The sequence below is a fragment of the Ancylobacter sp. TS-1 genome, from assembly GCF_009223885.1.
Taxonomy (GTDB): domain Bacteria; phylum Pseudomonadota; class Alphaproteobacteria; order Rhizobiales; family Xanthobacteraceae; genus Ancylobacter.
Map to the genome: position 1 here is coordinate 1,796,761 of NZ_CP045144.1, position 13,288 is coordinate 1,810,048.

Annotated in this window: 14 protein-coding genes; 5 read left to right on the forward strand and 9 right to left on the reverse strand. The window is 68.0% G+C overall.

Features of this window, described 5'->3' with window-relative positions; translation table 11 throughout:
- Window positions 1-155 precede the first annotated feature (155 nt).
- Both GBB76_RS08630 and GBB76_RS08635 read right to left on the reverse strand, forming a co-directional pair.
- On the reverse strand, window positions 156-1,565 hold the full coding sequence (locus GBB76_RS08630) for a patatin-like phospholipase family protein (protein ID WP_246669083.1): 1,410 nt from the start codon (window positions 1,563-1,565) through the stop codon (window positions 156-158).
- Window positions 1,566-1,599: 34 nt separating this feature from the next.
- Entirely contained in the window at window positions 1,600-2,379 is a 780-nt protein-coding gene (locus GBB76_RS08635; protein ID WP_152302933.1) for a 3-hydroxybutyrate dehydrogenase, read from the reverse strand.
- A 184-nt stretch (window positions 2,380-2,563) separates the two neighbouring features.
- On the opposite strand from GBB76_RS08635, the gene GBB76_RS08640 reads away from it, so the two are divergent.
- Both GBB76_RS08640 and ispG read left to right on the forward strand, forming a co-directional pair.
- Window positions 2,564-3,115, forward strand: coding sequence for a Fur family transcriptional regulator (locus tag GBB76_RS08640; RefSeq protein WP_152302934.1), 552 nt, complete (start codon window positions 2,564-2,566; stop codon window positions 3,113-3,115).
- Window positions 3,116-3,215: 100 nt separating this feature from the next.
- A complete protein-coding gene (ispG, locus tag GBB76_RS08645) occupies window positions 3,216-4,523 on the forward strand; it encodes a flavodoxin-dependent (E)-4-hydroxy-3-methylbut-2-enyl-diphosphate synthase (protein ID WP_152302935.1) in 1,308 nt (435 codons plus the stop codon).
- Window positions 4,524-4,530: 7 nt separating this feature from the next.
- On the opposite strand, the gene GBB76_RS08650 is transcribed toward ispG, so the two are convergent.
- On the reverse strand, window positions 4,531-4,854 hold the full coding sequence (locus tag GBB76_RS08650) for a type II toxin-antitoxin system PemK/MazF family toxin (RefSeq protein WP_152302936.1): 324 nt from the start codon (window positions 4,852-4,854) through the stop codon (window positions 4,531-4,533).
- Window positions 4,851-5,072, reverse strand: a complete 222-nt coding sequence (locus tag GBB76_RS08655) for an antitoxin MazE family protein (protein ID WP_152302937.1) — start codon at window positions 5,070-5,072, stop codon at window positions 4,851-4,853. The genes GBB76_RS08650 and GBB76_RS08655 overlap by 4 nt, the downstream gene beginning before the upstream one ends.
- A 167-nt stretch (window positions 5,073-5,239) precedes the next feature.
- Between GBB76_RS08655 and GBB76_RS08660 the strand changes: the two genes are divergently transcribed.
- Window positions 5,240-6,277 carry an aspartate-semialdehyde dehydrogenase gene (locus tag GBB76_RS08660; protein ID WP_152302938.1) on the forward strand — a complete coding sequence of 346 codons (1,038 nt, stop codon included), beginning with the start codon at window positions 5,240-5,242 and terminating at the stop codon, window positions 6,275-6,277.
- Between the two features lie 102 nt (window positions 6,278-6,379).
- Here GBB76_RS08660 and GBB76_RS08665 read toward each other — a convergent pair whose 3' ends face one another.
- On the reverse strand, window positions 6,380-7,060 hold the full coding sequence (locus GBB76_RS08665) for a bifunctional 2-polyprenyl-6-hydroxyphenol methylase/3-demethylubiquinol 3-O-methyltransferase UbiG (protein WP_162375532.1): 681 nt from the start codon (window positions 7,058-7,060) through the stop codon (window positions 6,380-6,382).
- 223 nt (window positions 7,061-7,283) lie between these two features.
- Here GBB76_RS08665 and GBB76_RS08670 point away from each other — a divergent pair, with 223 nt between their 5' ends.
- Complete coding sequence (locus GBB76_RS08670; RefSeq protein ID WP_371717108.1) at window positions 7,284-7,919, forward strand: DUF1007 family protein; 636 nt, start codon at window positions 7,284-7,286, stop codon at window positions 7,917-7,919.
- Window positions 7,916-8,878 (forward strand): nickel/cobalt transporter, encoded by a 963-nt coding sequence (locus GBB76_RS08675; protein ID WP_152302941.1) that lies wholly within the window; start codon window positions 7,916-7,918, stop codon window positions 8,876-8,878. Before GBB76_RS08670 ends, GBB76_RS08675 begins: the two co-directional genes overlap by 4 nt.
- Window positions 8,879-8,998: 120 nt before the next feature.
- On the opposite strand, the gene GBB76_RS08680 is transcribed toward GBB76_RS08675, so the two are convergent.
- The 4 genes from GBB76_RS08680 to GBB76_RS08695 all read right to left on the reverse strand — a co-directional run bounded on the left by GBB76_RS08680 (window position 8,999) and on the right by GBB76_RS08695 (window position 13,279).
- Window positions 8,999-9,739 carry an acetoacetate decarboxylase gene (locus GBB76_RS08680; RefSeq protein WP_152302942.1) on the reverse strand — a complete coding sequence of 247 codons (741 nt, stop codon included), beginning with the start codon at window positions 9,737-9,739 and terminating at the stop codon, window positions 8,999-9,001.
- An 83-nt stretch (window positions 9,740-9,822) separates the two neighbouring features.
- Window positions 9,823-10,818: a WD40 repeat domain-containing protein gene (locus tag GBB76_RS08685; RefSeq protein WP_152302943.1), complete on the reverse strand. Its 996-nt coding sequence runs from the start codon at window positions 10,816-10,818 to the stop codon at window positions 9,823-9,825.
- A gap of 331 nt (window positions 10,819-11,149) precedes the next feature.
- Window positions 11,150-12,124, reverse strand: coding sequence for a GTP-binding protein (locus GBB76_RS08690; RefSeq protein WP_152302944.1), 975 nt, complete (start codon window positions 12,122-12,124; stop codon window positions 11,150-11,152).
- Between the two features lie 147 nt (window positions 12,125-12,271).
- Window positions 12,272-13,279: a metal ABC transporter substrate-binding protein gene (locus GBB76_RS08695; protein ID WP_152302945.1), complete on the reverse strand. Its 1,008-nt coding sequence runs from the start codon at window positions 13,277-13,279 to the stop codon at window positions 12,272-12,274.
- Between the last annotated feature and the right edge of the window lie 9 nt (window positions 13,280-13,288).

Consider the following 13,288-nt stretch of genomic DNA (forward strand, 5'->3'; position numbering starts at 1 on the left):
TCGAGAGCAGGCGCGAAGAAACGGGCTGCCGCGCCCCTCGCCCGCGCCGTCATCCCGGCCGGAGCGACGCGCAGAGCCGGGATCGTCCTGCATCCGGCACGCGATCCCGGATCGGCCTGCGGCCGTCCGGGATGACGGCGGGAAGGAAGGGCCGGTCAATCCCGGTTCAGTTCCTCGCGCACGTCGAGGGTGGAGCGCACGCCAATGGCGTCGAAATGGGTGTCGAGGAAGGTCTGCGCCGCCTCCCGGCCGATGGCGTGGAGATAGAGCAGGAACTCCCATTCCGCGTTCATCTTGGTCGAGGCGTCGAGCGCGATCAGCTTGTCGGCCCCGTCGATGCGGTGCAGGCGCAGGTCGCGATAGCCGTCGACGCCGTCGCCCTTCTTCTTCAGGTCGCCATGCTTGAGCAGGCGGGTGACGAACTCGGCGGCGCGCAGCTGCGCCAGCAGCGAGGCGTTGAAGGTGATCTCGTTCATCCGGTTGTTGATGTCGCGCGCCGTCTTCGGCGTCTCGCGGCGGATGATCGGGTTGATCTGGACCAGCAGGATGTCGTCGGTCTTCACCGCGTTGTAGAACGGGTAAAGCGCGGGATTGCCCATATAGCCGCCGTCCCAGTACGGCACGCCGTCGATCTCCACCGCCTGGAACATGAAGGGCAGGCAGGCCGAGGCCATGATCGCCTGCGCGGTCAACTCATGCTTGGCGAAGACGCGCGCCTTGCCGGTGTGGACGTTGGTGGCGCTGACGAAGACATGGACGTGCCGGCAGGATTGCAGCGCGGCGAAATCCACATGCTCCTCGATCAGTTCCATCAGCGGATTGATGTTGAGCGGGTTGAAGTCGTAGGGCGACAGGAACCGGCTCATCATGTCGAAGGCGATGTAGCTCGGATTGGCGTTGAGCGACCAGTTGCCGAGCAGCCGGTCGAGCAGCGTGCGCTGGAGCGGGCTGGTGCGCCCGTCCTTGGAGACCGCGCGCCAGTAGCGGGTGAGCGCCTCGCGCCCGCCCTCATTGCCGCCGCGCGCAAGCCCCGTGGCCAGCACGGCCGCGTTCATGGCGCCGGCGCTGGTGCCGGAAATGCCTTCGACGGCGATGCGGCCATCCTCCAGCAGCCGGTCGAGCACGCCCCAGGTGAAGGCGCCATGCGCGCCGCCGCCCTGCAAAGCGAGGTTGAGCGGCTTGAGGACCGACCCCGCGGGCTTGTCGTCCTGGCGCTTCGGCTCGGCGGGAAGCTCGCGCTTCAGCTCCGCCGTTCCGGTGGGCGTGGCCAGCGCCCCCGCCGCCGCTTCCGCCTTGGCCTGTTCCGAGGCCGTGACCGGCTCGGACGCAGGTTCGGCGGGAGCCGGTTTGGCGGGAGCGGATTTGGCCGACGCAGGCTTCGCAGGGGCCTCCTTGGCGGAGGTCGCCTTCGCGGGAGACACCTTGGCCTCGGGCTTCTTCGCCGGTGCCATCACGGGCTCTGCCGCCGGAGGATTGGCCGCCGGGGGATTGGCTACCGCCGGCGTCGGGGTCTCGCTCGCCTTGGCGCGGCCGCGCCGTGCCGGCTTGTTCGGGGTCTCGGCCACTCGGCGCCTCCAGGACTGCTACGCGGGAAAGGGCTTACTGGGCGACCCAGCCGCCGTCGATCTGGTGCAGGGCGCCGGTGATCGAGCCCTGCGTCTCGCCCGCCAGGAACACGGCCAGCGCCGCGACCTGCTCGACGGTGACGAACTGCTTGGTCGGCTGCTCGGCGAGCAGGAAGTCCTTCACCTGCTCCTCGGTGATGCCGCGCGCCTTGGCGGTGTCGGGAATCTGCTTCTCGACGAGGGGCGTCCAGACATAGCCGGGGCAGATTGCGTTGACGGTGATGCCGAAGGTCGCCGTCTCCAGCGCCACCGTCTTGGTCAGGCCGGCAATGCCGTGCTTGGCCGCGACATAGGCCGACTTGAAGGGCGAGGCGACCAGCGCATGCGCCGAGGCGGTGTTGATGATGCGGCCCCATTTGCGCGCCTTCATGCCCGGCACGGCGGCCTTGGTGGCATGGAAGGCGGCCGAGAGGTTCAGCGCGATGATGAGATCCCACTTCTCGTCCGGGAAATCCTCGACCGGCGAGACGAACTGCACGCCGGCATTGTTGACGAGGATGTCGACCGAGCCGAGCTGTTCCTCGGCGGTCTTGATCAGGGCGGCGTTGTCGGCGGCCTTGGTCAGGTCGGCGGCGACGTAGATCGCCTTCACGCCGAACTCGCTCTCGATGGCGGCGCGCTCCTTCTCGATCGCGGCGGCATCGCCGAAGCCGTTGAGGGTGACATTCGTGCCGTCGGCGGCCAGCCCGCGCGCGATGGCGAGGCCAATTCCGCTGGTCGAGCCGGTGATGACGGCGTTCTTTCCCTTAGGCATCGAGGACGCTCCTGCGAATGAGATGGTGCCCGGCGCCCCAGACAGGTCTCGCGCCGTGCCGTTCGACTTCCCACATAGGCTAGGCTAGCACGCCGGTATGTCGTGCAAAGCACTTATCGCTGCGCCGCACACGGATGGCGCCGATGCGGTTTCCGCATCCCTAGCGTCAGGTTAAGATGGCGACATGACAGCCGGGCACAGCCACGATCACGGCCGGGATCACGGCCCCGACCACGACCACAGCACCTGCGTCTCCGACGCGCTGGCGCGGGCGGAAGCCTCGTGCGGCGAGCGCGGGGCGCGGCTCACGCCGCTGCGCCGGCGCGTGCTGGAGGGGCTGGCCGACAGCCACGTGCCGCTCGGCGCCTATGAGCTGGTGGAGCGGCTGGGCAGCACCGGCGAGAAGCCCCCGCCCATGTCGGTCTATCGCGCGCTCGATTTCCTGGTCTCCGAGGGCCTCGCCCACCGCATCGAAAGCCGCAACGCCTATATTGCCTGCGGACGCGAGCACGCGCGCGATGACGTCATCGTGTTCCTGATCTGCGAGGGCTGCGGACTGACCGACGAGGTGGCCTCGCACGCCATCGGCCGCGACCTCGCCTGGGCGACGCGCGCCGCCGGCTTCACGCCGCGCACGCCGGTCATCGAGATCGCCGGCACCTGCGCCCGCTGCCGAGCGGTGGAGGCACAGGAGCAGGTGCCCGCCGGGACCGCCGAGCCGGAGACCGCCCGTTGACGCCAGCCCGGCGCCGGCTTAACCCCTTGCATGCCCGCACGGAGCAGGACGCGGACCGGACCGGCCGCCCGCCTCCCCTCGCCGCCGGACTGTGATCGCCATGGACGCTCTTTCCGCCGCCCCCATCGTCGCGCCCGAGCTGGAGGCCGCCGGCCCCGCGCCGCGCCGGCTCACCGTCGCCGTCAAGGTCGGCACCGTCACCGTGGGCGGCGGCGCCCCGGTGGTGGTGCAGTCGATGACCAATACCGACACCGCCGATGCCGAAGGCACCGCGCGGCAGATCGCCCAGCTCGCCCGCGCCGGCTCGGAGATCGTGCGCATCACGGTCGACCGCGAGGAAGCCGCCATGGCGGTGCCGGCGATCAAGGAGCGCCTGGCGAAGATGGGGCTCGATACCCCCATCGTCGGCGACTTCCACTATAATGGCCACCTGCTGCTGACGAAGTATCCCGAGTGCGCGGCCGCACTCGACAAGTACCGCATCAATCCCGGCAATGTCGGCTTCGGCCAGAAGCGCGACCGCCACTTCGCCACCATCGTCGAGCAGGCGATCCGCCACGACAAGCCGGTGCGCATCGGCGCCAATTGGGGCTCGCTCGACGACGAACTGCTCACCCGCCTGATGGACGAGAACGCGAAGCTGCCGCGCCCGGCGGAGGCCCGCGCCGTCACCCGCGAGGCGCTGGTGCGCTCGGCCCTGCTCTCGGCGGCGCTGGCTGAAGAAATCGGACTCCCGCGTGAAAAAATCATCCTCTCCGCCAAGGTCTCGGCGGTGCAGGACCTGATCACCGTCTATGCCGAGCTGGCGCGCCGCGCCGACTACGCGCTGCATCTGGGCCTCACCGAAGCCGGCATGGGCTCGAAGGGTATCGTGGCCTCGTCGACCGCCATGGGCGTGCTGCTCCAGCAGGGGATCGGCGACACTATCCGCGTGTCGCTCACCCCCGAGCCGAATGGCGACCGCACCCGCGAGGTGACGGTGGCGCAGGAGATGCTGCAGACCATGGGCCTGCGCACCTTCGTGCCGCTGGTCGCCGCCTGCCCCGGCTGCGGGCGCACCACCTCCACCACCTTCCAGGAACTGGCCTTCGAGGTGCAGGACTTCATCCGTACCTCCATGCCGGAATGGAAGAAGCGCTATCCCGGCGTCGAGACGCTCAACGTCGCTGTCATGGGCTGCATCGTGAACGGGCCGGGCGAGTCCAAGCATGCCGATATCGGCATTTCGCTGCCCGGCACCGGCGAATTCCCCACCGCCCCGGTCTATCTCGACGGCAAGAAGGCCATGACGCTGCGCGGCGCCAGTCTGCGCGAGGACTTCAAGAAGATCGTCGAGGACTATGTGGCGCGACGCTTCGGCGTCGGCGGCGCCCGCGCCCCGGCCGAAGGCGCCGACGCGGCGGAGTAAGATCAGCTCAGGCGAAGCCGAGAAAGAACGCCAGCGAGCGATTGACTGCCAGCATCGCGTCGTCTTCGAGCCGCCCGAAAGGCGCGCCAACCTTGTCGCGCCGGACTGTCATTGCCTTGTCGATCATGACTTGAGACGGTTCGCGCAGCCCGTTCAGCGCCGTCGGCTGCACCGTGAGGCGAACCAGCGGCGCATCTATCAGCAGCGATGACAGCGGAAGCAGCGTCACGCTGGGGATATTGCCGAACTCGTCTGCCTGAACGATCAGGCCGGGGCGCGGCTTGCCGAAGTCTCCCGGCAGGGACACTGTGACAAGATCGCCGCGCCTCATTCTTCAGGCTCGAAAAGATCGGTCCAGGCCGCGTCCATGAAGGACTGAAGATTGCTGTCGGACGCATCCGCCGCCGCGACGATGCCGGCCTGACGACGGCATTCCTCGGCGAAGCCCGGCCGCCGTATATCGGGAACCCAAATCTGGACGGGCCTCAGCCCTGCGGCGCGAAGCGCATCGCGGCGGCGCTGGACACGCTGTCTGACGGAAGTCGCCATGCATATGCCCTTTCCTAGATCGTTACATGTAACATAAGACCGCCCCGCGAGACGTCAATGGCGCAGAGCTGATCCAATGTTCCCCTGCATTGCCCTCCCGCGCCTTATCGCGTAAAAGCCCGCGCTCGCCCGAGCCTGTGAATGGCAGGGCCTTCAGGAGAATGATCATGGGCTACAAGGTCGCCATCGTCGGTGCCACGGGCAATGTGGGCCGCGAAATGCTCGACATCCTCTCCGAGCGGGGCTTTCCCGCCGACGAGGTGGTCGCGCTCGCCTCCCGCCGTTCGGTCGGGACGGAAGTTTCGTTCGGCGACAAGACGCTCAAGGTCAAAGCCCTGGAGAACTACGATTTCACCGACACCGACATCTGCCTGATGTCGGCCGGCGGCGACGTGTCCAAGGAATGGTCGCCGAAGATCGGCCGCCAGGGCTGCGTGGTGATCGATAATTCCTCGGCGTTCCGCTACGATTCCGACGTGCCGCTGATCGTGCCGGAAGTGAACGCCGACGCGGTGAAGGGCTTCACCAAGAAGAACATCATCGCCAACCCGAACTGCTCGACCGCCCAGCTCGTCGTGGCCCTCAAGCCGCTGCACGATCTGGCGACGATCAAGCGCGTCGTCGTGGCGACCTACCAGTCCGTCTCCGGCGCCGGCAAGGACGCCATGGACGAGCTGTTCGCCCAGACCCGCGCCGTGTTCGTGTCGGACCCGGTGGAAGCCAAGAAGTTCCCCAAGCGCATCGCCTTCAACGTCATTCCTCACATCGACGTCTTCATGGAAGACGGCTACACGAAGGAAGAGTGGAAGGTGATGGTCGAGACCAAGAAGATCCTCGACCCGAAGATCAAGCTCACCTGCACCGCCGTGCGCGTTCCGGTGTTCATCTCGCACTCGGAAGCCGTGAACGTCGAGTTCGAGAAGCCGATCACCGTCGAGGAAGCCACCCACGCGCTGCGCAACGCGCCCGGCGTGCTGGTGGTCGACAAGCGCGAGCCGGGCGGCTACGTCACGCCCTACGAGGCGGCCGGCGAGGACGCCACCTATGTCTCGCGCATCCGCGAGGACGCGACGGTGGAGAACGGCCTCTCCTTCTGGTGCGTGTCGGACAATCTGCGCAAGGGCGCGGCGCTGAACGCGGTGCAGATCGCCGAAGTGCTGGTCAACCGCAAGCTGCTGAGCCCCAAGTCCGCCAAGGCGGCGTGAGCAAGCACTGCCGCCGCGACGCATGAATGCGAAAAGGGCGCCGCGGGCGCCCTTTTCCTTGCCGTTTCCGCGTCCCGGTCGATCCGGCCCGCCGCCGCGCCCTCACTTCTTCGGGGCGCAGACGAAGAAGGCCTGTGAGTTGACGGTCCAGGACAGGCGGGTAAAGGGGGAGTAGAACTCCTGCTCGATGTCGAGCATCTTGAGAATCTTGCCGCGCAGCTCGCGGAAGTCGAATCCGCGGTGCGAATGGCGGCTGTCGGGTACGCGCGGCACGGAAAGCCCCAGCGTGCCGCGCACAAGCTGGCCGAGGCTGTATTCCGGGCGCCGCCGGTGGAGCATCGCACCGCTGACCACCTTGAGCGGCAGAACCGGCCCCTGCATGATCGGCACCGAGATGACGACACGGCCCTCCGGCCGGATCGCCTGGCGCGCATCGTCCAGGAACCGCTCGACCTCGTCGCCCAGCAGATGCTCGATCACCTCGAAGCAGGTCACGAGATCGACGTCGCGAACCCGCGAAAGCTCGCTCAGATAGGTGATCGCGGGATCGGGTAGCTGGGGCATGAAGGGCTCGATCGCGATCAACCGCACATCGGGCCGCCTCTTGTGCAGGGTCGCGAGCATGTGGCCCGTGCCCGCGCCGAAATCGACGATCGCGCCACCTTCGGGAAGGAGATCACTCGAAAGCGAAACCGACCTCGCATAACGTTGGGTATGCGCGAAGCGCGCTATCGGGTTTGGATTTTCGAGCGTCTGGGTTTCGTAGGAAACGATACGTGACACCGTGCGCTCCGCCTCTGGCCGCCCCTGCGGACTTCCCGCCCACCTGCCACCGGCTTCCCACTGGCGCGTTTCCAGCCTACCCGAAAGGCTGGGGCACGCAAAGCCGCGCCCGCAACGACGGCCGTGCAGAAGTCCGCTCCGAGAGGGAGGCGATGGGCGATGCCGCCATTTTGCCGGACTTCGCGACCATCTCTTTGTTTCTCACCCGCTCGGGATGTCTGACGTGCTCAGAATTGTCGCTCTCGCCCTTCTCGCCTGCACACTCGCCACCCCCGCGCTCGCCCATCCCCATGTGTGGGTCGAGGTGCGCTCCGAGCTGGACTACGCACCCGACGGCAAGCTCGCCGGGGTGCGCCATCACTGGAAGTTCGACGAGGCCTTCTCGACCTATGCGCTGCAGGGGCTGGAGACCACGCCCGACGGCAAGCCGAGCGAGAAGACGCTGAAGGAACTGGCGCAGGTGAACATCGATTCCCTCCAGGAATTCGACTATTTCACCTATGCCAAGCGCGGCAAGCAGGCCGCCGCCTTCCTGCCGCCGAAGGACTATTCGCTGACCTTTGACGGCACGGCGCTGACGCTGCACTTCACCCTGCCCCTCGCCAATCCGCCGGCGAAGAAGGGCGCGCTCACCCTCGATGTCTACGACCCGACCTATTTCGTCGCCTTCCAGCTCGCCGACGAGACACCGGTGACGCTGGCCGGAGCGGCCGATGGCTGCGCGCTTACCCTGCACCGGCCGGACCCCGCCGCCAGCCAGTCGAGCACCACCCTGTCGGAAGGCTTCTTCAACGCCCTCACCTCGGCCAGCGAGTTCGGCTCGCAATTTGCCAACCGCGTCACGGTGACGTGCTCGTGAGACCTCGCCTGCATCTGGCACTGCTGGCCGTCGCGGCCGGCTGGCTCAGCCTGCATCCCGCCTTCGCCCAGAGCCCGTTCGGCGTCGGCGCCCCGCCCGCGCCGGACGCCGGCGGCGGCATTGCCGGCTTCATCCTCGCCAAGCAGGCGGAATTCTACCGGCTGCTCACCTCGGCGGTGCGGGCCTCGAAGGCGGACGGCAACGCGCTGTTCCTGCTCGGCGGCATCTCCTTCGCCTATGGCGTCTTCCACGCTGCCGGCCCCGGCCACGGCAAGGCGGTGATCTCGTCCTATCTGCTCGCCAACGAGGCGACGCTGAAGCGCGGCATCGGCCTCGCCTTCGCGAGCGCGCTGGCGCAGGCGCTGACCGCGATACTGGTCGCCGGCCTGCTGGCGGCGCTGATCGGCGCCACCGCCGCCTCGATGAGCCGGGCGGTCTATGTCATCGAGCTCGCCGCCTACGGCCTGATCGTGCTGATCGGCCTGCGGCTCGCCCTTGTGAAAGGGCGCGGCCTTCTCGCGGCCTGGCGCGGCACGCCTGCCCACCTGCACGGCCCCGGCTGCGACTGCGGCGACGACCACGCCCATATGCCGGCCCCGGCGGATCTGCCGAAGGGCGGCGGCTGGCGCGAATGGTGGGGGGCGGTGCTGTCGGTCGGACTGCGCCCCTGCTCGGGCGCCATCCTCGTGCTGGTCTTCGCGCTGGCGCAGGGCATCTTCTGGGTCGGCGCCGCCGCGACGCTGATGATGGGCGTCGGCACGGCGCTCACCGTCAGCGCCATCGCCACGCTCGCGGTGTTCGCCAAGCACGCGGCCGTGCGGCTCGCCGCCAACCGCCCCGGGTCGACCGGCGCCGTCGTTTTGCGCGGCGTGGAATTCCTCGCCGCACTGGCGCTGGTCGCCTTCGGGCTGGCGCTGCTGTCCGGCTTCATGATCAGCGAGCGGCTGACGCTGGGCTGAGTCGGCGCTCGCCTTGCCGTCATCCCGGACGGCCGAAGGCCGATCCGGGATCGCCCGCGAAAGGAAAGGCGGTCCCGGCACTCGCTGCGCTCGGCCGGGATGACGAGATGAGGGAGGGCCTCAGTCCTTGAGATAATCGTAGACCACCTTGCCGAGACCGAGGGTGAGGTCGGTGCGGAAATGGGCGGCCGAGATCACCTCGAGCACCGGCAGCTTGGCGACGTCCGCAAGCGCGTGCGGGAACAGGCCGAGCGCCGCCGGGCCGGTCCACGCCTCCTTCACCACGAGGTCTTCCAGATAGTACTCGACCAGCTCGCACACCCGCGCGGTGCCGTCGACATGCGGGATGATCTTGATCATCCAGTTCGGCCCCAGCAGCGACTTGTGCAGGGCGTCCTTGTCGAGCTCCTGATACTTGTAGCCCATGGTGGCGGAGGTCACGAGAACGCTGCCGTAATGCAGCGTGCCGACCAGCGTGTCGCTCTCGACCGCGAAGCGGGTCTTGGCGAGCTTCTTGGGGAAGCCCCACAGCTCGCGCCCGCCGGCGATGGGCGCCTCGTCGTCGAGATACATGGAGTGGACGTAGCCGCCCTTCACGCCGTTCAGCTCGACCGGGATCACCTGCCCCGTCTCGGTGTAGTCGCCGAAGCCGGTGGAATCCGGCATGCGGATGAACTCGTACTTCACGATGGGCTCGACCACCTTGAGCGGCTCGGGCACCACCTTCGCGAGCGCCTCCGGATCGGTCCGGTAGGTGATGACGAAGAACTCGCGGTTGAAGAACTTGTACGGTCCCTTGGGATAGGACGGGCTCGTCAGCGGCATGGAATAGGCGGTGCGGCGAACGTCCTCGATCTTCATGGCAGGCCCTCGAACTGAAACGATGGGCGAAAGCCTAGTCGACTCTACCGCGCCGCAACAGGGCAAACCGCGTCACCGCGCCGTCACAGCACGAGGAGGCCGCCCGCCTCGCCCTCGGTGGCGATGGCGATCTCCCCGCCATCGGCGCGCCAGGCGATGGCGCTCACCGGCGCCCCGTCCGGCGCGCGCAGCAGGATCTCGGCGCCGTCCGAAAGGCGCACCATCATCGCCAGCCCGTCATCATAGCCGCAGGCGATGATCTCCTCCTTCGGGTGGGCGGCGACCGCGCTGACGCGAGTGTCGCGCGGGGCGAGCATGGTCGGCTGCTTGCCCATCGGCCCCTCCTTGCTGGCGAAGGGCCACAGGATCACCTCGCCGGAGCCGGAGGTGGCGAGGAAGCGCCCGCCGACGGTGAACTCCATCGAGCGCACGCGCGAGGGATAGCCCGACATGCGCATATGCGCGCCGTCCGGCAGGCGCCAGCCGTGCAGCGCCGCCTCCTGCATGGTGGTGACGACGAAGCGCGCCTCCGGATGCCAGAGCACGCCGCGATGCGAGCCCTTCCACTCCAGCACTTCGGGCTTGGCCTGCGCATTGGGGAACCACAGGCTGGCGCCGCCATAATGGGCGACGGCGAGCCGCGTGCCCTTGGGCGCGAAGGCAAGGCCGCCGACCGTCGAGGGCAGGTCGAGCGTCCGGCGCTCGCCCTTCTTCGGCCGGAAATACGCGGTCTTGCCGACCGAGAAGGCAACCGAGCCGTCCGGCCCCGCCGCCACCTGGTCGATCCAGCGCCCCTTCTGCTCGAACAGCGTCTCCTGGCTGCCGTCGGCCAGCGTGGCGACCAGCCGCCCGTCGTCGCCGCCGGTGAGGAGGCGGCGCGCATCGCCGCTGACCGCCAGCACCACGCCGTCATGGGCGCGTACCCGCGTCACCTCGTCGCCAGCCAGCACGACCTCGCCCTCGCCGAGCACGAAGGCCGCGACGGAACCGAGGAAGCGCACGCCGACGGCGGCGCCGCCAAGGTCGACGCGGCGCAGCTTCGAGGTCAGGGACGAGGGAGTGGAGGACAGGGCGGCCATGGGCTCGACGGCTTCGTGAAGGGGGAATGTCCGGTTAGCCCAAATCGCGCGCCGCGTCACGACGGAAGTCCCCCTCCCACGCGTCATCCCGGAACGGCCGTCAGGCCGTATCCGGGATCGTCGTCAGGATGGAGAGCGATCCCGGCTCTGCGCTACGCTCCGGCCGGGATGACGTATGACCGAAGAGTTCCTGCCGGGTCCCGGATCGGCGCTCCGCCTGCGGCGTCGCTTGTCCGGGAAACGAAGACGCCGTGTCCCGGACAAGCCGCACAACGTGCGGCGCCGATCCGGGACCCAGGGGAAACCCTTCGGCTGAACTCCGGACGCTTCGTCACGCCACGCAGGACAGGAAACCCGTCTCCAGCGCGGCGCGGTCGAGCTTGCGGCCGATGAAGACGATGCGGCTCAGCTTCGCCTCGTCCGCCCGCCACGGGCGCTGGTGATCGCCGTCGAGGATCATGTGCACGCCCTGGAACACGAAGCGGTCCGGGTCGTCCTTGAAGGCAAGGATGCCCTTGGAGCGCAGGATGTTCGGCCCCTCGCGCTGGGTCAGCTCCTGGATCCACGGGAAAAACTTGTCCGGGTCCAGCGGCTTGTCGGAGGAGAACGAGAAGGACTGCATGTCCTCGTCGTGGAAATGCTTGTGGCCGCCTTCGAGGAAGTCCGGGTCGAGGGCCTGGATGCGATCGAGGTCGAACGCCCCCTGCCCCAGCACCTTGTCGATGGCGATCTCGGAACGCTGGGTGCGGTGGATGCGGGCGAAGGGGTTGATGGCGCGGATGCGCATCTCGACGTCCTTCAGCTCGGTCTCCGACACCAGATCGGTCTTGTTGAGCAGGATGACGTCGGCGAAGGCGATCTGGTTCTTGGCCTCGGGGGCGTCCTTCAGCCGGTCCTTCAGCCATTTGGCGTCGGCCACCGTCACCACGGCGTCGAGCGTGGTCTTGGCGCCCACCGTCTCGTCGACGAAGAACGTCTGGGCGACCGGGGCCGGGTCGGCAAGGCCGGTGGTCTCGACGATGATGCCGTCGAAATCGCCCTTGCGCTTCAGCAGGCCGTCGATAATGCGGATCAGGTCGCCGCGCACGGTGCAGCAGATACACCCGTTGTTCATCTCGAACACCTCCTCGTCGGCACCGACCACGAGGTCGTTGTCGATGCCGATCTCGCCAAACTCGTTGACGACGACGGCGAATTTCTTGCCGTGCGGCTCGGAGAGGATGCGGTTGAGCAGCGTGGTCTTGCCGGCGCCGAGATAGCCGGTGAGCACGGTGACGGGGATCTTGCTGGGCTGAGTATCGGGCATGGTGCCGCTCCAAATCCTTCTTCTATAAACGCGTCATCCCGGACGCCGCGACGCGGCGATCCGGGATCGCTTTCCGCCTCCTCGTCCGACGATCCCGGCTCGCGCTCGTGGCGCGGCCGGGATGACGGTCCGAGCGGAGATGCCTGCTCAGCTCGACAGCGCCGAGGAAAGCTCGCGGATGTTGTTCTTCATCATGTCGATGTAGGTACTCGCCGGCCCCTTGTCATCGGAGAGCGCGTCCGAATAGAGCTCGCCGCCGATCTTGGCGTTGGTCTCCTTGGCGATGCGCTTCACGAGGCGGGGGTCGGAAATGTTCTCCATGAACACGGCCGGAATCTTTGAAGCCTTGATCTGGCGGATGATCCTGGCGACGTCCTTGGCGGAGGCTTCCGCCTCGGTCGAGACGCCCTGCGGGGCCACGAACTCGATGCCATAGGCGGCGCCGAAATAGCCGAAGGCGTCGTGCGAGGTGATGATGCGGCGGTTGCCGGCCGGGATCGCCGCCACGGCCGCCTTCACCTCGGCGTCGAGCGCCTGGAGCTTCTGCGTGTAGGCCGCCGCGTTCGCCTCATAGGCCGCCTTGCCGTCGGGGTCGGCCGCGACGAGCGCGTCGCGGATATTGGCGACGTAGATCTCGGCATTGGGAATCGACTGCCAGGCGTGCGGGTCGATGCCGCCATGGTCGTGCTCGTGCTCGTGCGCGTCGGCCTTCTTGTCGTGATCGTGATCATGGTCGGCCTTCCCGGCCGCCTTGTCGTGGTCGTGGTCGTCTTCCTCGGCCATGTCGCGCGGCGCGATGCCCTTGGTGGCGACGACGATCTCGGCCTTGGTGCCGGAGGCCTTCACCAGCCGGTCGATCCAGCCTTCGAAGCCGAGACCGTTGACGAAGACGATCCGGGCGGCGGCCACCTTCTTGGCGTCGGCCGGCGCCGGCTGGAAGACATGGGCGTCGCCGTTCGGGCCGACCAGCGTGGTGACGGCGACACGGTCGCCGCCGACCTCGCGGACGAAGTCGGCGAGGATCGAGAAGGAGGCGACGACGGGGATCTTCGGCGCCGCATCCTGCGCGGCGGCCGGAGCGACGAGGCCGAGCGCGAGGGCGCCGGCGAGGCCGAGCGCAAGAGCGCCGGCGAGGTAAAGGCGACGGGTGAGCATGGGAGGGGG

What these genes read in the sequence shown, in the direction of transcription:
- GBB76_RS08640 (WP_152302934.1), top strand. Translation starts at nt 2,564, where the DNA reads ATGACAGCCGGGCACAGCCACGATCACGGCCGGGATCACGGCCCCGAC.
- GBB76_RS08635 (WP_152302933.1), bottom strand. Translation starts at nt 2,379, where the DNA reads ATGCCTAAGGGAAAGAACGCCGTCATCACCGGCTCGACCAGCGGAATT.
- GBB76_RS08680 (WP_152302942.1), bottom strand. Translation starts at nt 9,739, where the DNA reads ATGAAGATCGAGGACGTTCGCCGCACCGCCTATTCCATGCCGCTGACG.
- GBB76_RS08660 (WP_152302938.1), top strand. Translation starts at nt 5,240, where the DNA reads ATGGGCTACAAGGTCGCCATCGTCGGTGCCACGGGCAATGTGGGCCGC.
- GBB76_RS08685 (WP_152302943.1), bottom strand. Translation starts at nt 10,818, where the DNA reads ATGGCCGCCCTGTCCTCCACTCCCTCGTCCCTGACCTCGAAGCTGCGC.
- GBB76_RS08695 (WP_152302945.1), bottom strand. Translation starts at nt 13,279, where the DNA reads ATGCTCACCCGTCGCCTTTACCTCGCCGGCGCTCTTGCGCTCGGCCTC.
- GBB76_RS08650 (WP_152302936.1), bottom strand. Translation starts at nt 4,854, where the DNA reads ATGAGGCGCGGCGATCTTGTCACAGTGTCCCTGCCGGGAGACTTCGGC.
- GBB76_RS08655 (WP_152302937.1), bottom strand. Translation starts at nt 5,072, where the DNA reads ATGGCGACTTCCGTCAGACAGCGTGTCCAGCGCCGCCGCGATGCGCTT.
- GBB76_RS08690 (WP_152302944.1), bottom strand. Translation starts at nt 12,124, where the DNA reads ATGCCCGATACTCAGCCCAGCAAGATCCCCGTCACCGTGCTCACCGGC.
- ispG (WP_152302935.1), top strand. Translation starts at nt 3,216, where the DNA reads ATGGACGCTCTTTCCGCCGCCCCCATCGTCGCGCCCGAGCTGGAGGCC.